The following is a 20,382-nucleotide window of genomic DNA, read 5'->3' as shown; positions in this document are numbered from 1 at the left end:
CTCATTCGCCTCTCGGGTAACGCTTCGATTCCTCGAGATTGTCGAGGTTCATGTGGTTGCGCATATAGCGCTCGGATGCCTTTTGCAGAGGCTGGTGATCCCAGGGGTAATAGGCACCGTTCCTGAGCGCCTCGTAGACCACCCAGCGGCGCGCCTGGCTTTCGCGCACGGCGGCGTCGAAGGCGGCCATGTCCCATTTGGCACTTCGCTTTTTCCTGAACCCTTCGAGGATATCGGCAAAGGCGGGATCGCCGGCAAGGTTCGTGAGCTCCTTCGGGTCGGCCTCCAGATCGAAGAGCTGTTCCGGGTCGAGCTCGCAATGGATGTATTTCCATTTGCCCTCGCGGACGGCGACAAGCGGCGCGTGAGAAGCCTCGGCCGCATATTCCATCAGCACCGGGCTCGTGCGCGGTGTGCCGTCCATCATCGGCTTGAGGCTTTCACCGTCCGTCCAGGGCTCGATCTCCTCCATGGAGATGCCGGCGAGGTCGCAGAGCGTCGGCGTCACGTCGAGATTGGAAACCGGCGCCGTATGCAGGGCAGGGGTGATGCCGGGGCCGGCGATCATCAGCGGCACGCGGGCCGAGCCTTCGAAGAAGTTCATCTTGAACCAAAGGCCGCGCTCGCCCAGCATGTCGCCGTGGTCGGAGCAGAACAGGATCAGCGTGTCGTCCAGCATCCGCGTGCGGGTGAGCGTATCGATCAGCTCGCCCACCTTCTCGTCGATATAGGAGATGTTGGCGAAATAGGCCCGGCGCGAGCGGCGGATATCTTCTTCCGTCACATCGAAGCTCTTGTAATCGCAGGAGAGGATGATCCGCTTCGAATGCGGGTCCTGGTCTTCGATCGGGATTTCCCCGGCCTGGGGAGCCAGGTGCTCGCAATCCTCGTAGAGGTCCCAGAACTTTTTCCGGGCCACATAGGGATCGTGCGGATGGGTGAAGGAGACGGTGAGGCACCACGGCCGCCGGTCCTCGTCATCGTTCTCCCGCGCGAGCTGATAAAGTTTCTGGCCGGCGAGAAAGGCCACCTCGTCGTCATATTCCATCTGGTTGGTGATCTCGGCGACGCCTGCACCCGTAACCGAACCGAGATTGTGGTACCACCAGTCGATCCGCTCGCCCGGCTTGCGGTAATCCGGCGTCCAGCCGAAATCGGCCGGATAGATGTCGGTCGTCAGCCGCTCCTCGAAGCCGTGGAGCTGGTCCGGCCCGACGAAATGCATCTTCCCCGAAAGCGCGGTGTAATAGCCGGCGCGGCGCAGGTGATGCGCATAGGTCGGGATCGAGGAGACGTATTCCGCCGCATTGTCATAGACGCCTGTCCGGCTCGGCAATTGCCCGGCCATGAAGGAGGCGCGCGCCGGCGCGCAGAGCGGCGAGGAGGTGTAGTTGTTGGCGAACCGCGCCGATCGGGCCGCAAGCGCCTTCAGGTGCGGAACATGCAGCCAGTCCGCCGGCCCGTCCGGAAAAAGCGTGCCGTTCAACTGATCGACCATGACGATGAGGATATTCGGCTTGGTCATGCGTATGGTCCTTTAATAGCCCGATCGGCATATGGTGGATCGAAGCTGTTGCCCACGGCGGACATGTTCACACAGCTCGTCTGTGGGCAGATCCTCGGGACAAGCCCGAGGATGACGGAGTGTATGGCGCGGGCTGGCAGGACAAGAGCCGTCGCAACTTGCTCAAGGCTCTCCAAAAGGACCTGAGGCACGGTCTCTCCGCCGTCATCCTCGGGCTTGTCCCGAGGATCTACCCACAAACAATGCTGGAGATAGATCGCGATGTCGTACGTGCTAACCCTACCCCTGAGGCGAAGCATTGGTATGCATTGCCGTCCTGCTGTGACCATATTGAAATCGCCTTAGATTCCCTCAGCAAATTGAGTTATTTTCGATCTCGACGGCAATCAAGAATGGTTTGCGAACCTTCCTGTCTCAAAAACGCAGGCTGTGGCACATGATCATGCTGATGACCAAGCGTAAGCCGGCGACGGTCGGGGAAATCCTTGTCGAGGAGTTCTTGGAGCCCATGGGCTTGACCCAGGGCGCCTTGGCCGAGGCCATGGGCGTGCCGCGCAAGCATGTGAACGAACTCTGCAACGACCGCCGCAACATCACCGCGCCGACCGCGCTCATTCTTGCGCGGGTATTCGGCAACAGCCCGGATTTCTGGTTGAACATCCAGCGGCGCAACGACCTGTGGAATACGATGCACAATCCGAAGGAGCTTGAGCGGATCGGGCGTGCCCGCCCGATCCATCACGCCGCATGACGAGTGCCGTTGACCTCCGTCAAGCCTGCTCCACATCTTATCCGATAGCTTCGGGTAAGGCTTTGCGGAAAGGGGATGGACATGACATTCGGTCTGGATACGCCATCGATCTCGATGGTTCGCGATAAATGGGGCTGGTTCCTCGCCCTCGGCATTCTTCTTCTCGTCTTCGGCATCATCGCTTTCGCCAATCTCTTCGTGGCGACGGTCGCTTCGGTCTTTTATATCGGCATGATGATGCTGATCGGCGGCGTCGCCTATCTCGTCCATGCCTTTCAGGTGAAGGGCTGGGAGCAGATCCTGTTCTGGGCCTTGAGCGGCGTTCTCTATACGATTGCCGGCCTGCTCGCCTTCTGGAACCCGGCCCTGACGGCGGTCGTGCTGACCTTCCTCATGGCGGTGGCGCTGGTGGTCGCCGGCATTTTCCGCCTCTGGATAGGCTTCAAGATGCGTCCGATGAAGGGCGCCGGCTGGGTCATCGTCGGCGGCGTCGTCACCATCCTGGCGGGCCTGATCATCGCCATCGGCTGGCCGGTCAACAGCCTCTGGATACTGGGGCTTTTCCTGGCGATCGACCTCATCATGCAAGGTTGGGCGCTCATTGCGGTGGCTCTCGCCGCAAGAAACGGGGGCGCTGCGCCTCCCGTTGCCGATAAGTCTCTATAATATTGAATAAAAACGGATTTTTCCGTCATGAAACTTTCACTGAATCGTCATCATTGGGAAAGGGATTTTTGACGAATTGCTGTGAGCCTGACATTCGTGTTTTAGGCCATTGCGCAGTGGAGTAGTGAGTATGTCGTCTGCGGCCATTCTTGAACCGGGCGTCTTCCGGCGATACGCGAGCGACCAGCTGGTCACCCTTGCGAAGCTGGTTCTGGAAAATGCCTTCCAGCCGATCGTCGAGGTGGGGACCGGTTCCGTTTTCGGATACGAATCCCTGTTGCGCGGCCAGGAACGGATCGGCTTCTCCTCACCGCTCGAACTGCTCGACCAGGCCCAGGAGACCGGCCAGCTCCTGGCTCTGGAACAGATGATGGCGAACCGGGCGCTGGCGAAATTCGCCAGCCTGCCGGATTTCTCCTCCGCGACGCTCTTCCTCAATCTCGATGTGCGGCTGATCCGCCATGGCCAGTATTTCCTCGAAAAGCTGGTGCAGCACCTGCGCAAGGCGAATATCGCGCCGTCTTCCGTCTGCTTCGAGTTCTCCGAGCGGTTCGACAACACCAGCGTGCCGGAATTCGCCGATCTGGTGACGCAGATGCGGAAGGAGGGCTTCAAGCTCGCGATCGACGATTTCGGCGTCGGACACGGCGAGATGAAGCTGCTCTGCGACTATCCCGTCGATTATCTCAAGATCGACAGGCACTTCGTCGCCGGCATCGACAGGAGCCCGCGCAAGCGCCATCTCGTCAAGAACATCGTCAACATCGCCCATGTGCTCGGCATCCGGGTGATCGCCGAGGGCATCGAGACGGAAGCGGAATTCCTCGCCTGCCGCGAATATGGCGTCGATCTCGTGCAGGGCTGGTTCATCGCCCGGCCGACGACCTTCGTCTCCGAACTGCAGACGTCCTTTCCCTATCTCGCCGATATCGGCCGCAGCCGCCGCTCCAGCCAGTCGCTCGACGAGATCCTGATCCGCAAGCAGATCGAGCACCTGCCGACGGTCTACGAGAACGAGAGCATCGACAGCGTGTTCGAACTCTTCCGCCGCAATCCGCGCCAGGCCTTCTTCCCCGTGCTGAATGCCAATGGCGAGCCGCGCGGCGTCATCAACGAATATCACCTGAAGGAATACATCTATCAGCCCTTCGGCCGCGACCTGTTGAAGAACAAGGTCTACGAGCGTTCCATCTCGCATTTCGTCGATCGCGCGCCGATCATCGGGCTCGATGCGGAAGCCGAAGAGCTGATGAGCCTTTTCGCCAATATGGACAACAGCGCCTGCGTCATCCTCACGGAAAACATGCGCTATGCGGGCGTGGTCTCCGCCGCCTCGCTCATCAAGGTCATCAACGAGAAGCAGTTGAAGATCGCCCAGGACCAGAACCCGCTAACGGGCCTGCCGGGCAACCGCGCCATCCGCGATTTCATGCAGGAGGCCGGTCGCGACGACGAGGAAACCCGTTTCTTCTGCTATTGCGACTTCGACAACTTCAAGCCGTTCAACGACCATTACGGTTTTCACATGGGCGATCATGCGATCTCCCTCTTCGCGGCCCTGATGAAGCGCTACTTCTTCTCGGATGGCGATTTCCTCGGCCATGTGGGCGGCGACGACTTCTTCATCGGGGTGCGCGACTGGACCCGCGAGGAATTGAACGAAATCCTCGAGCGGCTGCTGTCCGATTTCCACGACGATGTGGCCGAACTTTATTCGCCGGAAGAGCGCGCCGCCGGAAAGATCCGCGGTCACGACCGCTCCGGCGCCGAGCGGGATTTCCCGCTGCTGCGCTGCTCGATCGGGGTTCTGGAATTGCCGCAGGGCCTGCTGCTCGACGATTTCGGCCGCATCGGCGCCGAGATCGCCGCGGTCAAGGCCGAAGCCAAGGACAGCGAGGGCGGCCTGGTCTTCGCCGCCTTCGGCGAGACGAAATGAGCGCATGACCTTTTCATGGCGCGGCGCCGTTGCGGCGGTCGGTCGCCTTCCTATGATGGCGGGCATGTCCTAAGTCAGTGATTCAGCCACTGAGAGGAGACCTCGTCATGCCGCTTCCCGCCGAAATGCGTTTCATCGATCTGCCGTCCTTCGGAAAACCGGAGGCCATGACCGTCGCCAGAGGGCCGCTGCCGGCCGTCAGGCCCGGCGAAATCCTGGTCAAGGTAGCGGCGGCCGGCGTCAACCGGCCCGACGTGGCGCAGCGCCAGGGAACTTATCCTCCGCCGAAGGACGCAAGCCCCATCCTCGGGCTGGAGATCGCTGGCGAAGTGGCGGCGCTTGGCGAAGGCGTCACCGAATTCAAGCTGGGCGACCAGGTCTGTGCGCTGGCGAATGGTGGCGGTTATGCCGATTATTGCGCTGTGCCGGCCGGGCAGGCGCTGCCTTGGCCGAAGGGATATGACGCCGTCAAGGCGGCCGCGCTCTGCGAGACCTTCTTCACCGTCTGGGCCAACCTCTTCCAGATGGCCGGACTGACGGAAGGCGAAAGCGTGCTGATCCATGGCGGCACGAGCGGCATCGGCACGACCGCGATCCAGCTTGCGAGAGCCTTCGGCGCGACCGTCTATGCGACTGCCGGGTCCAAGGAAAAATGCGAGGCTTGCGAAAAGCTGGGTGCCACGAGAGGCATAAACTACAGGACCGAAGATTTCGCCGAGGTCATCAAGGCGGAAACCGGCGGCCGGGGCGTGGACGTGGTGCTCGACATGATCGGCGCCGCTTACTTCGAAAAGAACCTGTCCGTGCTGGCGAAGGACGGCTGCCTGTCGATCATCGCCTTTCTGGGGGGCAGCATGGCCGAAAAGGTCAGTCTCGCGCCGATCATGGTGAAGCGCCTGACGGTGACCGGCTCCACCATGCGGCCGCGTACGGCGGACGAGAAGCGCGCCATCCGTGACGATCTTCTGGCTCAGGTCTGGCCGCTTTTGGACGAAGGCAAGGTCACGCCGGTCATCCACGCGGTCCTGCCGTTCGGCGAGGTCGCCGAGGCCCATCGGCTGATGGAGACCAGCAACCATATCGGCAAGATCGTGCTGAAGCTTTAGCCGGCTTGTAAAGTAGAGGCCGATTTCGGTATGACGGCATGGGAAAGGATTATTTTCCGTCACCTCGGGATCAATTGGGCATGGCTTCCGGTCAGACAGACAATTCTCTCATTCATAATGAGCGAATGAAACTGCTTGCTACGTTTCTCAATGGAATAGCGGTTGCGATCTTTGCCGTTGGCGGCCTCGCACCGCTGTTCTCCAGCCTATACGTCGCAGAGCGTGGCCCGACGCTGTTCCTTATGTTCGTGAGCGTCGTTTGTTTTTTGACGACATGTATACTACATTACGTGGCGAGCCTGGTGCTCAAGAGGATGCGACCATGACATCGCTCGAAATGACATCGCTGTTGCTGATGCCTGTTGCCGGTTTGATCATTGGCGCTGTTGCGCTGTATATCGTCACGTCGCACGAAAATCGCCGTCGGCATCATCTGCATCCCGGCGAATAATCCACCCCGTCGCCATCATAACCGATACCCTTGCTGACGTCGCGAGGCCTTGTCCAAGATCCTCATCCACTGAGCGAGGCAGGGGTGTTGGGAAGCGCCTTGTCGTTCGGGCGAGGCTTTCCATTTGGTCTTCCAGGCGGTCCGGTAAATTAATTGCGCGTTTATTCACATAAAGTGCCTTGCAGACTCGGATATCCCTGCCTACCTTGCTTTCATCGTCAACGTAACGAAAGGAAGGTGATCCAATGTCTAGTGAGATTTCGGTCTGCGTAACGGGCAATGGAAAGGTGATGGTCTCGACGGGGCAGCCCTCGGCCTGAACTTCATCTTCCTTCGAGACGTTCGAGAAACGGCTCGGGTTCGTTCAACCGGACCAAACTCATGGAAGGGTCGCCTCGTGCGACCCTTTTCCTTTTTGGGGTGATGTCCTCCTTTTTCCGCTCTTCCCTCGATCGATATGTCTGACCCTATGCGTTTAGCGCATGGGTGGCGTGTAAGTTGAGCACTTTTAGAGCAATCGGGATGAGCCTACATACCGGCCATCGAAGCAACTGAGAGCGCCAAGGACTGGCAGCTAGGCTTCGAAAATCCCAGGAAAGGGGAACCATCATGAACGTCGCACGCACTCTCAACAATTGGCGCAAATACCGTCAGACGGTTGCCGAACTGGGCCGTATGACCCCGCGCGAACTGAGCGATCTCGGCATTGAGCAGAACGACATCCGCCGCGTCGCACGCGCCGCCGTCGGCTTCTGATCGCAATCCGAGCAGCATAGTGGGAAACGCCTGCGTCATCGCGGGCGTTTTGCATTTTATGCATAGCTGCTCTTCAAATTCCGATGCGCCCAACGGCCGGCACCTTGATGCCGGGGTTTGCGAAGTCGAGACCAGCCACCAGCCCCAGGAAATGCACTTCGAAGCCGCTGCGCAGACCCGCCGAAAAGCCGACCAGGCCGCGTAAGGTCACGTGCAGATCCCTCCAGTCGTCGTCGAGATGCACGAACTCGCCGTCCGGCAGGTAGTCGCGCCCGACGGCATGCGGCGGCAGGACGGCGTCGAGCTCCGGCACGCTGCGCAGCACATGGGCCACGAACGTGTTGGAATTCGGTCCCGGCCAGATCGTGTAGCCGCCCGGCTCCGCGTAAGGGTAGGCGGCGATCGCGCCCTCGATCTTCGGGATCAGCAGTTCGGCCCTTGATCCAGTCACCGAGGTCACGAGCTCGGGCGGATTGGAGTACCAGTAGGCATCCGGCGGCCGGTGGTTGCGGCGGATCGGCGTGCCCCAGCCGACCTTGTCGTAGCGCGTATAGCTGTTCGCGCCCTTCTCCTTGATGACGATCCAGGCATGGCTCGCGACCGCGCCCTTGAGCCCGCCGGTCATGGCCGAGAAGATGTAGACGGCCGCGTCCCCGTTCGCCGAAGCTTTCGGCAGGATACCGGCCGAGGTCCAGCGCGCCTCGCTCCAGCGGGCCGGCCGGTCTTTCATCGCCCAGAGCCCTGCCGAGGCGAAAGTCGGCGCCAGATAGACGACGAAGATCGCCAGAAACAGCCGTTTAACCGATTTCATGCTAGGTCCCCGATGAAAATCCCGCCGGACTCGTTTATGAGCCCGTGATGGGCATCATTGAAAACGGCAAATTCAGGATCGGCCATGCAAAATCCCGTTACCGTCGAAGTCACCAGAGGCAAGCTGGTCGAGAGCCGCCACCGCGGCATGGGCGTGGTCGTCGATGGCGACGGCAAGACCGTCTTCTCCTTCGGCGAGGCGGAAGCGGCCGTTTTCCCGCGCTCGGCCTGCAAGGCCATACAGGCCCTGCCGCTTGTCGAAAGCGGCGCGGCGGATGCCTACGGCTTCGGAAACGTGGAACTGGCGCTTGCCTGCTCTTCGCACTCCGGCGAGGATGCGCATGTGGCGACCGCCGCCGCCATGCTGGCGAAGGCCGGCCGCGACGACGGCGCGCTCGAATGCGGCGCCCATTGGGCCTCGGACCAGACGGTGCTGATCCATCAGGCGCGCACGATCGAAAAGCCGACCGCTCTCCACAACAACTGCTCGGGAAAACATTCCGGGTTCGTCTGCACCTGCATCCATTCGGGGCTGGAGGTGAGGGGCTACGTCGGTTACGACCATCCGCTGCAAGCGGAAATCCGCGGCACGATGGAAGTGCTGACGGGGTCGATTCTCGGCCATCAGAACTGCGGCACGGACGGCTGCTCGATCCCGAGCTATGCCGTGCCGCTCAGGGGGCTGGCGCACGGTTTCGCCAAGATGGCGACGGGCAATACCCTGTCCGCCGAGCGCGCCAGAGCATCGCGCCGGCTGATGCAGGCCTGCATGGCCGAACCCTTCTATGTCGCCGGCACCAATCGCGCCTGCACCAGGCTGATGCAGGTGGCGCCCGGAAAGATTTTCGCCAAGACCGGTGCGGAAGGCGTCTTCGTCGCGGCGCTGCCGGACGAGGGCCTCGCCATGGCGGTCAAATGCGAGGACGGCACGACGCGCGCCGCAGAGGCCATGATCTTCGCACTGATCTCCCGTTATTTCGAAAAGGGCGGCGAGGTGCACGCGAAACTTCTCTCCATGGCCAACAAGTCGATGAAGAACTGGAACGGCATCCATGTCGGCGATATCCGCGTCACGGATGCGCTGTTCGCTTGATTGCAGCCCCGTCGTTTGAGGCTTTCCGCTTCGGGAAACCGTGCTAGAACAACGCGGTCAATCGGAGGGTCGTCATGTATACGCTGTTCTTCTCGCCCAATGCCTGCTCGCTCGCCAGCCACATCGCGCTCGCCGAATCCGGCCTGCCCTATGAGATCAGGCGGGTGAAATTCGCCGAGAACGAACAGCAGTCGGAAGCCTATCTGAAGATCAATCCGAAGGGCCGCGTGCCGGCTCTGATGACGGACAGGGGTGTCTTGACCGAAACCGTCGCGATCCTCGCCTTCGTCGCCCAGGCCGCGCCGGAGGCGAAGCTTGCGCCGCTTAACGATCCGTTCCTGTTCGGCAGGATGCAGGCCTTCAACGCTTATATCGCCTCGACGGTGCATGTCGCCTATGCCCATTGGCGCCGCAGTTACCGCTGGGCGGACAGCCAGGCATCCTTCGACGACATGATGGCCAAGGCGCCGAAGAATTTTCACGACTGCTTTCAGCTTATCGAGGACGATTTCCTCGAAGGCCCCTATGTGCTCGGCGAGGCCTATTCGGTCGCCGATCCCTATCTCTACCTGATGACGAGCTGGCTGCCGAACCTGAAGCTCGACCGTACCGATTTCCCGAAGGTGAACGCCCATTTCGAGCGGATGAAGGAGCGCCCGGCCGTGCAGCGCGCCGAAGCCGAGCAGGCGGCTGCGGCTTAGCCTCCATAGCCGGCGAGCCTCCTCGGTCGTTCGACGATGGAGCCGGCGTCTTCCGCCTTGGGAGCCTCAGGCGCATTTCGCGAGCGACGCCTTCCCGCAGGGCAATTCTTCTCGGAAGATGCCGGGGAAGGGCAGGTCGGCAAGCTGCCGGAGGTTCATCTCGCGAATGTCCGGATGGCGGAAAGGGTCGTCCGCCTGCATCTCCGCCTCGGTTGCCGTTGCTTCGAGCCGGGCTTTCAGGTTCAAGAAAAACTTCAGCGGTGTCATGGGTGTCACCTCGCAAATTTATATCATTTGCCTGGAGAATATCGGCCTGAAAGCGTGATCTTTCAATTGAGTTCTTGAGCCTCAGGCTTTAGAAAATCTATATGAACAACCTGAACCTGGTGCATCTCAACGGCTTGCGTGCGCTGGAAGCGGTGGGCCGTCTCGGTTCCCTGCAGGCGGCGGCGGTGGAGCTCGGCGTGTCGGTCGGCGCGGTCAGCCAGCAGGTCATCAAGGCGGAGGCCCAGCTCGGCCAGCCGGTCTTTCACCGCCTGCCGAAGGGCATGGTGCCGGTGGATGCGGCACGGCCCATGCTGGCGCGGCTGACCGAGGGTTTCCATTCGCTTTCGGAGGCGGTGGGGATCGGCAAGCGGCGCGACGATACGCTGCTGACGATCTCGGTGGCGCCCGTCTTCGCGGCCCGTTTCCTCGTCCACCGGCTCGACCGGTTCTCGGCGCTCCATCCGGATATCCGGCTGCGCATCGATGCGACGACGGCCATGGCCGATTTCGTTACGGATGGGGTGGATCTCGGCATCCGCGTCGGAGCGGGCAGGTGGCCGGGCGTGGATGCGCAGCTCCTGCTGCCGCAGCTCGTCTTTCCCGTCTGCGCGCCGGCTCTGGCCGCGAAGCTGAAGGAGCCGAAGGACGTCCTGCAACTGCCGGCGATCATCGACGGCCCCTCGATGTTTTCCTGGGATGTCTGGTTCGAGGCGGCCGGCATCGAGCCGAGGCCGATGGCGGTGCGGCACGTCTTCAACGAGGCTTCGCTGTGCCTCGACGCGACGATGGCGGGCGAGGGCGTGATGCTCGCCTGGCAGACGCTGGCGGCCTATGCGCTCGACCAGGGAAAGCTTGTCGAGCCGTTCTCGATCCGGGCGGCGACCGGCTTCGGGCACTATTTCGTCACCCGCGCCGGCACGCGTCCGCCGCCCAAGGTCAGGGCCTTCCATGTCTGGTTGAAGGCCGAGCTCGCCAAGCTGGAAGAGCCTGGGTAGCGCGGGATGCCGGAAACCGTGTGTGGTTTTCGGGAGCCATCCCGCTCCAAGACCGGATTACGCCGGTTCGGCGGTGCGCTTCTCCCACATCGCCTTGAAGCCGGGGCGTGCCTGGGCCGCTTCGATCCAGGCCTTCAATGCCGGGCGGCTTTCGAAGAGCGGCGCGTGGCCCTGGGCATAGCGCACGACTTCCGCGACATTGATATCCGCGGCGGTGAAGCGGCCGCCGACCATGTGGCCGTTCTTGGCAAGATGCTTTTCGAGCACGTCGAAAGGCCGCTTCAGGAGGCGGGCGGCGACGTCGATCTCCGTCTTGCCTTCCTCGGCATCCTGCTTGCCGCCGGCGACCGTCGAGGAGATCTTGAGCGCGGGCGTCTCGATGCTGGTCGCGCCGAACAGCGACCATTGCACCATCAGCGCCTCTTCGCCGATGTCCTTCGGGCCGAGCTCGCCGCCGTATTTGCGGGCGAGATAGAGCGTGATCGCAAGCGACTCGTGCAGCACGAAGCCGTCGTCGTCCATCGAGGGGATCGAGCCCATCGGGTTGATCGCCAGGAATTCCGGCGACAGCGTGTTGATCCGCGCGCCGGGCGCCATGGGTTCCGGCAGGCGGTAGCCCTGGATGATCGGCACATGCTCGAACGGGATTCCGAGTTCCTCGACGAGCCAGAGCGGGCGCGTGGCCCGCGAGCGATAGACACCATAGATTTTCAGCATTCGACATTCCTTCTTGGGCATGCCGTGCGATCACGACATGCAAAAATGCCATCTGGGGCGCGCTGGATGGTTTGCCTTCCCGCATCGCGCCTCCAATGGAGACCGCAAGCTAGGGGCATGCGTTGCGAAACGGAAGTCCAATCCGCGTTGGACGGTGATGAAAGTTTTCGATGATTGGGGCAGTTAGGAGATCCGGTTGTTCTCGATCGTCAGATGCTTGAAATCCCGGTTCCCGCCGCGGCCGAGTTCGGTGGTGGAGGGCGCCTTCCACCGGTAGCCGATCACCGCGCCATCCGTGACCTGTTCGAACAGATTGCCCGAGATCATGGCGCTGCCCGCGCCCTCGACCACGGTCACCGCGCAGCCGACTCTCGCCTGCCGCACGATGTTGCCGGTCGCGATGACGTTGCGCAGATAGGGGCCGAAGCCGAGCGCGATTCCCCAGAGCGGCACGTTCTCGATCACATTCCCGCTGACCGCCGTGTCCGCCTCGACGCTGATGCCGACGCCGAAGATCGCCCCGTCCAGCACATAGGGACCGGTCGGTTGCAAGTTGCGGACGATATTGTTGGCGACGGTCGCGAGCCGCCCGCCCTCGTTGAAGTTGACGACCGAGATGCCGTTGGCGGCACCATCGATGATATTGGCGGAAACCATCGCGCCTTCGAAGGCGAATTCCGCGTAGATCGCCGTTTCACCGGAGGCGAGGCACTGGTTGTTGGCGATCTGGGCGTTCGAGGCGCTGTTGGCGCGGATCGCCGAAAAGGCCGATTGCGAGATGTGGTTGCCCGTCACCATCACGTTGTCGGCACGGAAGAGGTTGATCGCATTGCCGTATTGGCCGGTGCCGCCGTTGGTCGCCCCGATCCGGGCGATACGGTTGCCGGAAACGATCGTGCCGTCGGCGCCCTTCGTCCAGCGATGGATGAGGATGCCGCCGTTGCCGCAATCGAGGACGGTGTTGCCGGTGACGGAAAGGCCCGTGCTTTCGACGGCGAAGAGGCCGTATTCGGCGGCGCCTGAAATGCGGCTTCGCTCGATCCGGCCGCCGGAGCGTTCGAGCTGCACGGCAGTCTTGCGCGAGCCGATGATCTCGCAATTGTCGATCGTCACCTCGCCGACGCCGCGCATCTGGACGAGTGCCCGGCTCTGCTCGTCGAGCCGGCGGTTCGCGCCGTCGATGACGAGGTTGGAAAGTTCTATGCGGCGCGCACCCTCGGCCCTGATGAGATATCCGTCGCCCGAATAGATGAGCCTCGAGGCGCCTGGCACGCCGGTGATGCGGGCGCCTTCGGGCAGGTCGAGATTGGAGACCTGGTAATTGCCGGGCGGCAGGAAGACCTGCATGTTCTGGCGCGCCGCCTTGGCGACGACCTCGCCGAGCTTGCGGCTCTGCCCGTCGCCGCCTTCCGGCACGACGCCGTGTTCGCGGGCATCGATCGAGCCGCGCAGGTCGATCGTCGAGAAACCCTCGGGCGCCGAAAGGGCGCGGCGCGGCAGGATGCCGGCGGCGGTGCCGGCGATCGTCGTCAATGCTGCCCGTCTCGAAATCATCCAGTGCTTCTCCCTGTCGTCAACGAAGCATTTTCCATGCCGGCCCTTTGCATGGTCGTTATGCGAAATAGCTTGCAGTGAGCGAGTGGAATAGACTTTTGTACAAACTTCAAGCGTGGCAATTTCACGATGTTTTTAAGCAACGATAAGGAACTCTCCGCCATGCTATGGAAGCAACAGGCGGCGGGTTTTCGTGCATTTTTCTGATGAAAAAGGAGACGCAGGGATGGTGGAACCCCTGTCACATGGCGTGCCCCTGGCCTTTTCCGCCGATCCGCTGGAGGAACTGTGCAGCCGTCTGCTCCGTATTTCCACCGAGAGCGACGACGATTTCGACGTAGCGCTTGTGAGGCGCGAGCTTGAGACGGGCACGCTTCTCGATCATCTTCCGGATTTCGTTTATGTGAAGGACCGCCGCAGCCGTTTTGTCTTCGCCAATGCCGCCGCCCGCAACGGCAGGTTCCACCTCGGCTCGGACATGATCGGCAAGACCGATTTCGACATTCTCGATCATGGAACCGCGCGTGAGCTCTTTGCCGTCGAACAGGAGGTCATGTCGACGGGCGTGGCGGTCGAGGGCCGGGAGGAACGGGTCAAGCTTTCCGATGGACGCGTGCTGTGGCTCATCACGTCGAAGATGCCGTTGCGCAATCCGGACGGCCAGATCGTCGGCCTGGTCGGCATCTCGCGGGACATCACCGAGCGCAAGCGCCAGGACGACCGTCGCCATGGCCATGCCCGTCTGCTGGAGATGATCGCCCGCGGCCAGCCGCTTCAGGCGGTGCTGAATGCGCTGGTCCATACGGTGGAGGACGAACTCGACGGCATCACCGCGTCCGTCCTTTTTCTTGAGGAGGATCGCCTGCGCCACGGAGCCGCGACCAGGCTGCCGCCGGCCTATGTGAAGCTTATCGATGGCATTCGGATCGGCCCCAGGGTCGGTTCCTGCGGCACGGCCGCCTGGCGGCGCTCGCCGGTCTTCGTCAAGGACGTCCTGGCCGACCCTCTCTGGCAGGATTACCGCGAACTCGCGATCAGGTTCGGCTTCCGCTCCTGTTGGTCGACTCCCATCCTGGCGCCCGATGGCCGGGTGCTGGGCACGTTCGGGCTCTATTCCGACACTCCCCGGGAGCCGACGGATCTCGAACTCGAACTGACGGCCATGGCGACCGATATCGCCGGCATCGCCGTCGAGCGCGCCCGCAACGAGGAGCGTATCCGGCATATGGCCCATCACGATCCCCTGACCGGCCTGCCGAACCGGACGCTGTTCTGGACGCAATTCGGCCGCGCCCTGCATGAGGCCCGTCGCGAAAACCGCAAGGTCACCGTCGCCTATATCGACCTCGACAATTTCAAGCGGATCAACGATACGCTCGGCCATGCTGCCGGAGACGAAGTGCTCAAGACGCTGGCCTCCCGCATGGTGGGCTGCATTCGCGCGACCGATCTTCTGGTCCGTCTTGGAGGCGACGAGTTCGCGATCGTCTTCAGCAATCCCAACCAGGACGAAGCGGGCGTGCTGCGCCGGTTGCAGGATCTGCGTGCCGCAATCGCGAGTCCCGTCGCCATCGAAGGGAAGAGCGTCGTCGCGACGTGCAGCATGGGGATCGCCTTCTTCCCGCAGGATGGCGACACGCCCGAAGCCCTGCTCGCCCGTGCCGACCGCGCCATGTACGAGGCGAAGGACATGGGCCGTGACAGGCTGTGCGTGTCGGCAGGCGAGGGGGGGTAGCCTTCGTCTTCGGCTTCGGTATCGATGCCGAAATGCTTTTCGGCATCGCGATGGCTTTCGAGGATGTTGACCACCTGAAAGCGGTTGCCGGCGTAGCGGAAGTAAATGCTATATCCCCGGTGCGCGACACTTCTTAAATCATGCCCGAGCTCGGAGCGGTCACGGCCCATGGTCCCGGGCAAGCTGGCCAGATGCCGACATTTTTGCCGAAGGGCTTCAACAAATTTCTGTGCGGTTGCGATGCTGCCGCTTTCTCTGGCGACATAATCGAAAATGTTCCCGAAATCCGCGTGAGCGCTATCGAGATATTGAACGCGAGGCACTCAACGATAACCTTCCTTGCGCAGTTCTTCTGTGACTGCTTCAAGCGAAGCATCGAGCTCTTCTTCGCTGACGTCGCCGCCCGCCTCGATCGACCGCTGCAGCGTCTCCCTGAGCGCCGAAAGCTTTGCCTCGCGCTCTTCGACGAGCCGCAGGCCTTCGCGCACGATTTCGCTGGCGGAGCCGTAGCGGCCGTCCTGCACCGCTTCCTCGATGAATTTTTCCCAGCGGGGACCGATCGAAACGTTCATGCTCTTGCCTCCGATCTTTTCCCTTCAAGAGTACCGGAATGCTAATTTATGCGCAATCTCTGACATCGTCAGGAGGCGTCGGAAAGCTGCAGCTCCGGGGGCTTCTCCGCCGTCACGTAAAGCGCTTCGAAGCGCGAGACGAACTTATCGAACAGCAGCGAAAAGGCGCTGAGCTCGTCTTCCGGCCAGTCCTCCAGCACGCGGGCGAGCAGCGCGCGTTTGACGGCGCGGATCTCGGCCAGCAGGTTGTCGCCGAATTCCGTCCTGACGACGAGGGAACGGCGTCCGTCGGTCTGGGATGCGTCGCGGCGCAGGATGCCGCGGGCGACGAGATCGGCCACCAGCCGGCTGCCGCGGGAGGGGTCGATGCGCATGGCTTCGGCGATCGCTCCGACCGTCACCTCGCCCTCGATGCGGCGCATCACGTCCAGCACGTCGAGATGCGAGATTTCCAGGCCGGGCGCGATATTGGCGATCGCGGTGCGGCCGATGATGCGCCGGCCGATCAACAATCGCATGCGGCCGAGTGTTTCGCTGATGCGTGCCACGTCTTCCTGGGAGGGGGCGGCCGCGGTTTCCTGGTTCAAGAGGCTCTTGGTCGTCATCCTCAAATCATACCAGAGCATCCGCCTCATTCCAACAGTTCCTTGCTTTTCACATCAACGTGCCATTGACAATCATATGCATAAGTCACATAAATTTTGGATACTTTGGATTGACCTATGGATATGACCCGCCCGGCCCACGTGCCGCTCGTCGCCAGCCACCGTCAGCGGCTGGCGATCTTCTGCTTCTTGCTGACTGCGCTGTTCATGGCGACGCTGGACAATCAGATCGTCTCGACCGCCCTGCCGACGATCATCGGCGAGTTCGGTGAGCTGGAGCGTTTCGGCTGGGTCGGCTCGGCCTATCTTCTTGCCAGCAGTGCTTCGATGCCGATCTACGGCAAGCTCGGCGATCTTTTCGGCCGCAAATATGTGATGCTGGCGGCGATCGTCATCTTCACCATCGGATCTTTGACCTGCGGGCTCGCCTGGTCGATGGATTCGCTCATCGCCTCGCGCGTGCTCCAGGGCCTCGGGGGCGGCGGCATCATGGTGTCGATCTTCTCGATCAATGCGGATCTCTTCGAGCCGCGCGAACGGGCGAAATACCAGAGCTATTCGAGCCTCGTCATCATGGCGTCCGGCAGCCTCGGCCCGCTGCTCGGCGGCACGATGAGCGAACTTTTCGGCTGGCGGTCGATCTTCCTCATCAACCTGCCGGTCGGCATCGTCGCGCTGACCGGCATTTCGCTCCTGCTTCCCTATAGCCGTCCCGTCCGCAAGCCGAAGATCGATTATCTCGGCGCGCTGCTCCTGGCGGGCACGGTGGCGAGCATCGTCGTCTGGGCCGACAGCGTCACCCTGTTCGGCTCTCTGGTCGCCTGGCAGTCCATGGTCGTCGTTGCTGCGGGTGCCGCCTGCGCCATTCTCTGGGTTTTCGTCGAGGGCCGGGTGCCGGAGCCGATCGTGCCCCTGAAGCTCTTCCGGGATTCGACCTTTTCGCTCTTCCTTGTCGTTTCCTTCTGCACGGGATCGGTGGCGATCGGCATGGCGAACTATTTCGCCCTCTTCCTGCAGACGACGACGGGCCTTTCGCCGACCGCCGCGAGCTTCTGCTTCGTCGCCACCACCGTCGGCATCGTCATCGGCTCCATCTCCACCGGCCGCCTGATCTCGATCACCGGCCGTTACAAGCCTTTCACGCTCATCGGCCTGTCGATGAACGTCGTGGCGCTGTTCATCTTCTCGCAGCTTCCTGTCGGAACCCCGGTTCCGGTCATCCTTGGCTTCATGCTGATGCAGGGGCTGGCGATCGGTTTCGGCCAGCAGGCGCCGATCATCGGCGTGCAGAATTCCGCGCCGCGGGAAGACGTCGGCGCGGCGACCGGTGCCGTGACGCTGATGCGCATGGCCGGCGCCTCGATCGCGATCTCCATCTACGGCGCGATCGTCGCCGCCGGCATCCGGGGCGTCGGCACCAGCATTCCCGGTGTGGCGGATATCGGCTCCCTGACGCCCACGATGATGCTGGCACTGCCGGAAGCGTCGCGCATCGCCGTTCACACGCTTTATACGAACGCGTTCATACCGGTCTTCCTGACCGGGAGCGTGATGGCGGTGATCGGTCTCGTTGCCGGCTGCATGCTGAAACCGGTCCGCTTGCCGCCGGCTGTGGTGCGGAGCGAGAGTCCTTCCACGTCTGCAACTTGATGCAACCAAAAGTTATTTATTGATATATTTAAAACTATAAGTATAATTACCCTCTGCTTTGAGCGGGGGCTTTGCAATGGCTAACGATGATCCTGGCCAGGATGCTGGCGGCAACGGCAACGCCGCCGATCCTCAGAACCCGGCACCGAACGGGCCGGGAGGCGGAGGGGGTGGAGGAAATGGACAGGGGCCGGGCGGCGGCGGAATTCCTCCCCATCTGACCAGCATAGCGATCGCGGTCGGGCTGCTGATGATCGTCGGAGGTGTGTCCGCCGGCTTTCTCGATCAGAAATCCCTTTTGACGACATTGATTGCCTGTGCCGGCGTGGCGGTCGTCCTGTCGGCCTTCGGCGCTCAGGCGCAGGGGGCCTGGCGGGGATGGACGATGGGCGGATCGGTTGCGATAGCGTTCGCCATGTTCCTGCTTCTGCAGGCCTATGACACGCCGCCCATGCTCTACAAAACCGGTTCGATCAGCGGCGACATCGACAAACTGAGCGACCTCGTCATCCTCGATGACGATCCGATGTACCAGTATCGTGATCACAACGCCAAGGAGATCAAGTTCATCCTGACCAATAACGGCTTCCGGAAGTCGAACATCCGCATCAGGGTGACCACGCTCGACAGCGGTCAGCCCCGTTCGGAATTCACGATGGTCGCCAGCGCCGACCGCATCGCCAAGGCGCATCTGGGGCCGCTTTTCGGCAACAACAAGAATATCGATTGGGACTTCGACCTCGGCCGCCGGGTGGTGACCGAAAATGGCGAGGCCGTCTTCAAGGAAGTGCGCTCCCTGCAGGATCTGGCGATCGCCATTCCTGCAGTCGCTGCTCCTTCCTCCCGCATTTGCCCAGTTCCTGCCGCTGTACATCGATCCGGCGATATTCGATCGTCTGCAGGACGACGACGCCTCCATTCGCCGCAGCACGCGTGACAATCTGGCGGCACTCGGCCCGGCGGCGGTCCCGGCCATGCTGCGGCACCTGAGGCAGGATCAGGACGATTACCGGACCAAGCTCGGCATAACCTACGCGCTGGCCGAGATGATGCGCCGCTCGCCGACGGCCGAAACGAGGCAGGCCATATCCGCCAATCTCAAGGAGGAGGATTTCCCGATCCTGGTGGCGGCGGCGCAGGATGACGACGACACCGTCCGGCTGCAGGCGGGAGAGTTTCTCTATCTCCTGCAGGATCAGCGGTCCATCCGGCCGAGCATCGATGCGGCAGCCTCGGCATTGGATGAGATCAAGGCGGCGGACCAGGTATTGATCATCCGCGAGGCCGGCAAGAACCTTTCCTCGGACGAGAAGCTCAGGGTCATCGAATCCCTGAACGACCCGGGTGCGGTCAACAACCTGATCAAGAACAAGGATGCGCTGACCAAAATCCTGAAATGGCAATAGCGTGCGGTCGGCGCGGCCGGTCTGGCGTCATGCCGTTTTTGCCCTATCTTCAAGGACATGAAACCCGAGGCGCTGCTTCATCCCACCCCGGCCGGGCTGTTCTGTCCCATCGGCCGCTTCCATGTCGATCCGGTGCGTCCCGTCGAGCGGGCGTTGATCACCCATGGCCATTCCGACCATGCCCGTGCCGGCCACGGCGCGGTGCTGGCGACCCGCCAGACGCTCGACATCATGCGGCTGCGTTATGGCGACGGCTTCTCGGGATCGGAACAGGCCGTCGCCTTCGGTGAGGAGATCGACCTCGATGGCGTCCGGATAAGCTTCCACCCCGCCGGTCACGTGCTCGGCTCGGCGCAGATCGCCATCGAGAAGGATGGACTGCGCATCGTCGTTTCGGGCGATTACAAGCGCAGCACCGACCCAACCTGCGCGCCGTTCGTGCCGGTCGCCTGCGATATCTTCATCACCGAGGCGACTTTCGGATTGCCGGTCTTCCACCATCCCGACCCCAGGGCCGAGATCGGAAAGCTCTTCACCTCGCTCGAACAGTTTCCGGAACGCAGCCATTTGATCGGCGCCTATGCGCTCGGCAAGGCGCAGCGCGTGATAAGGCTGATCCGCGATTGCGGCTATTCCGAACCGATCTTCATCCACGGCGCGCTGGCGAAGCTTTGCGACTATTACGCCGGGCAGGGGATCGATCTCGGCGACATAAGGCCCGCGACCACGGAAAAGAGCGACCCTTCCGCCTTCAGGGGCGCCGTCATCGTCGGCCCGCCCTCTGCCTTTCAGGATCGCTGGGCGCGGCGCTTCAACGAGCCGCTGATCGCCTTCGCCTCCGGCTGGATGCTGATCCGCCAGCGGGCGAAACAGGGCGGCGTCGAACTGCCGCTGGTCATTTCCGACCATTGCGACTGGCCTGAACTGCTTGCCACCATCGAGGAGATCGGCCCGTCCGAGGTCTGGGTCACCCATGGCCGCGAGGAGGCGCTGGTGCGCTGGTGCGAGCTCAAAAACATCCCCGCCCGGCCGCTGCATCTCGTTGGTTATGAGGATGAGGGGGATTGATGGTGGTTCGCAGCGTTT

General features: G+C 62.1%; 21 protein-coding genes and 1 pseudogene. 14 read left to right on the top strand and 8 right to left on the bottom strand.

What is annotated here, in order from left to right:
- Position 1: 1 nt before the first annotated feature.
- Positions 2–1,525, bottom strand: a complete 1,524-nt coding sequence (gene betC, locus ACMGE0_RS20540) for a choline-sulfatase (protein WP_436817734.1) — start codon at positions 1,523–1,525, stop codon at positions 2–4.
- 442 nt (positions 1,526–1,967) lie between these two features.
- On the opposite strand from betC, the gene ACMGE0_RS20535 reads away from it, so the two are divergent.
- From ACMGE0_RS20535 to ACMGE0_RS20510, 6 genes are all read left to right on the top strand, one after another.
- Complete coding sequence (locus tag ACMGE0_RS20535) at positions 1,968–2,276, top strand: HigA family addiction module antitoxin (protein ID WP_436817765.1); 309 nt, start codon at positions 1,968–1,970, stop codon at positions 2,274–2,276.
- An 81-nt stretch (positions 2,277–2,357) separates the two neighbouring features.
- A complete protein-coding gene (locus tag ACMGE0_RS20530) occupies positions 2,358–2,942 on the top strand; it encodes an HdeD family acid-resistance protein (RefSeq protein ID WP_436817733.1) in 585 nt (194 codons plus the stop codon).
- Positions 2,943–3,072: 130 nt separating this feature from the next.
- Positions 3,073–4,878 (top strand): bifunctional diguanylate cyclase/phosphodiesterase, encoded by a 1,806-nt coding sequence (locus tag ACMGE0_RS20525; RefSeq protein WP_436817732.1) that lies wholly within the window; start codon positions 3,073–3,075, stop codon positions 4,876–4,878.
- Positions 4,879–4,985: 107 nt separating this feature from the next.
- Positions 4,986–5,984, top strand: a complete 999-nt coding sequence (locus ACMGE0_RS20520) for an NAD(P)H-quinone oxidoreductase (protein WP_436817731.1) — start codon at positions 4,986–4,988, stop codon at positions 5,982–5,984.
- A gap of 322 nt (positions 5,985–6,306) precedes the next feature.
- A complete protein-coding gene (locus ACMGE0_RS20515; RefSeq protein WP_436817730.1) occupies positions 6,307–6,435 on the top strand; it encodes a hypothetical protein in 129 nt (42 codons plus the stop codon).
- A gap of 609 nt (positions 6,436–7,044) precedes the next feature.
- Entirely contained in the window at positions 7,045–7,191 is a 147-nt protein-coding gene (locus tag ACMGE0_RS20510) for a DUF1127 domain-containing protein (RefSeq protein ID WP_085422640.1), read from the top strand.
- A 73-nt stretch (positions 7,192–7,264) separates the two neighbouring features.
- Here ACMGE0_RS20510 and ACMGE0_RS20505 read toward each other — a convergent pair whose 3' ends face one another.
- Positions 7,265–8,002, bottom strand: coding sequence for a DUF3750 domain-containing protein (locus tag ACMGE0_RS20505; RefSeq protein ID WP_436817729.1), 738 nt, complete (start codon positions 8,000–8,002; stop codon positions 7,265–7,267).
- Between the two features lie 84 nt (positions 8,003–8,086).
- Here ACMGE0_RS20505 and ACMGE0_RS20500 point away from each other — a divergent pair, with 84 nt between their 5' ends.
- Positions 8,087–9,094, top strand: coding sequence for an asparaginase (locus tag ACMGE0_RS20500; protein WP_436817728.1), 1,008 nt, complete (start codon positions 8,087–8,089; stop codon positions 9,092–9,094).
- A 74-nt stretch (positions 9,095–9,168) separates the two neighbouring features.
- On the top strand, positions 9,169–9,795 hold the full coding sequence (locus ACMGE0_RS20495) for a glutathione S-transferase family protein (RefSeq protein WP_436817727.1): 627 nt from the start codon (positions 9,169–9,171) through the stop codon (positions 9,793–9,795).
- 66 nt (positions 9,796–9,861) lie between these two features.
- Here ACMGE0_RS20495 and ACMGE0_RS20490 read toward each other — a convergent pair whose 3' ends face one another.
- Complete coding sequence (locus tag ACMGE0_RS20490; RefSeq protein ID WP_436817726.1) at positions 9,862–10,062, bottom strand: hypothetical protein; 201 nt, start codon at positions 10,060–10,062, stop codon at positions 9,862–9,864.
- A 101-nt stretch (positions 10,063–10,163) separates the two neighbouring features.
- Here ACMGE0_RS20490 and ACMGE0_RS20485 point away from each other — a divergent pair, with 101 nt between their 5' ends.
- Positions 10,164–11,057: a LysR substrate-binding domain-containing protein gene (locus ACMGE0_RS20485; protein WP_436817725.1), complete on the top strand. Its 894-nt coding sequence runs from the start codon at positions 10,164–10,166 to the stop codon at positions 11,055–11,057.
- A gap of 57 nt (positions 11,058–11,114) precedes the next feature.
- On the opposite strand, the gene ACMGE0_RS20480 is transcribed toward ACMGE0_RS20485, so the two are convergent.
- Positions 11,115–11,774: a glutathione S-transferase family protein gene (locus ACMGE0_RS20480; RefSeq protein WP_436817724.1), complete on the bottom strand. Its 660-nt coding sequence runs from the start codon at positions 11,772–11,774 to the stop codon at positions 11,115–11,117.
- A gap of 183 nt (positions 11,775–11,957) precedes the next feature.
- Positions 11,958–13,328, bottom strand: a complete 1,371-nt coding sequence (locus ACMGE0_RS20475) for a TIGR03808 family TAT-translocated repetitive protein (RefSeq protein ID WP_436817723.1) — start codon at positions 13,326–13,328, stop codon at positions 11,958–11,960.
- Positions 13,329–13,554: 226 nt separating this feature from the next.
- Here ACMGE0_RS20475 and ACMGE0_RS20470 point away from each other — a divergent pair, with 226 nt between their 5' ends.
- A complete protein-coding gene (locus ACMGE0_RS20470; protein WP_436817722.1) occupies positions 13,555–15,063 on the top strand; it encodes a diguanylate cyclase domain-containing protein in 1,509 nt (502 codons plus the stop codon).
- 56 nt (positions 15,064–15,119) lie between these two features.
- Here the strand turns inward: ACMGE0_RS20470 and ACMGE0_RS20465 are convergent.
- From ACMGE0_RS20465 to ACMGE0_RS20455, 3 genes and pseudogenes are all read right to left on the bottom strand, one after another.
- A pseudogene (locus tag ACMGE0_RS20465) lies at positions 15,120–15,386 on the bottom strand (type II toxin-antitoxin system RelE/ParE family toxin); the annotation flags it as partial.
- On the bottom strand, positions 15,387–15,635 hold the full coding sequence (locus ACMGE0_RS20460; protein ID WP_436817721.1) for a type II toxin-antitoxin system ParD family antitoxin: 249 nt from the start codon (positions 15,633–15,635) through the stop codon (positions 15,387–15,389).
- A gap of 68 nt (positions 15,636–15,703) precedes the next feature.
- The gene (locus ACMGE0_RS20455) at positions 15,704–16,240 is read right to left on the bottom strand and encodes a MarR family winged helix-turn-helix transcriptional regulator (protein ID WP_436817720.1); all 537 of its coding nucleotides are present in this window, start codon (positions 16,238–16,240) and stop codon (positions 15,704–15,706) included.
- Between the two features lie 117 nt (positions 16,241–16,357).
- Between ACMGE0_RS20455 and ACMGE0_RS20450 the strand changes: the two genes are divergently transcribed.
- The 4 genes from ACMGE0_RS20450 (at position 16,358) to ACMGE0_RS20435 (ending at position 20,364) form a co-directional block, all read left to right on the top strand.
- Positions 16,358–17,890: an MDR family MFS transporter gene (locus tag ACMGE0_RS20450; protein ID WP_436817719.1), complete on the top strand. Its 1,533-nt coding sequence runs from the start codon at positions 16,358–16,360 to the stop codon at positions 17,888–17,890.
- Positions 17,891–17,966: 76 nt separating this feature from the next.
- Complete coding sequence (locus tag ACMGE0_RS20445) at positions 17,967–18,827, top strand: hypothetical protein (protein ID WP_436817718.1); 861 nt, start codon at positions 17,967–17,969, stop codon at positions 18,825–18,827.
- Between the two features lie 37 nt (positions 18,828–18,864).
- The gene (locus ACMGE0_RS20440) at positions 18,865–19,296 is read left to right on the top strand and encodes a hypothetical protein (protein ID WP_436817717.1); all 432 of its coding nucleotides are present in this window, start codon (positions 18,865–18,867) and stop codon (positions 19,294–19,296) included.
- A 57-nt stretch (positions 19,297–19,353) separates the two neighbouring features.
- Positions 19,354–20,364, top strand: a complete 1,011-nt coding sequence (locus ACMGE0_RS20435) for a ligase-associated DNA damage response exonuclease (RefSeq protein WP_436817716.1) — start codon at positions 19,354–19,356, stop codon at positions 20,362–20,364.
- Positions 20,365–20,382: the final 18 nt, after the last annotated feature.

The sequence above is a fragment of the Neorhizobium descurainiae genome (assembly GCF_051400715.1).
Classification (GTDB): domain Bacteria; phylum Pseudomonadota; class Alphaproteobacteria; order Rhizobiales; family Rhizobiaceae; genus Neorhizobium.
The sequence above is the reverse complement of the archived record's forward strand: the minus strand, read 5'-3'. Positions and strand labels throughout refer to the sequence as shown.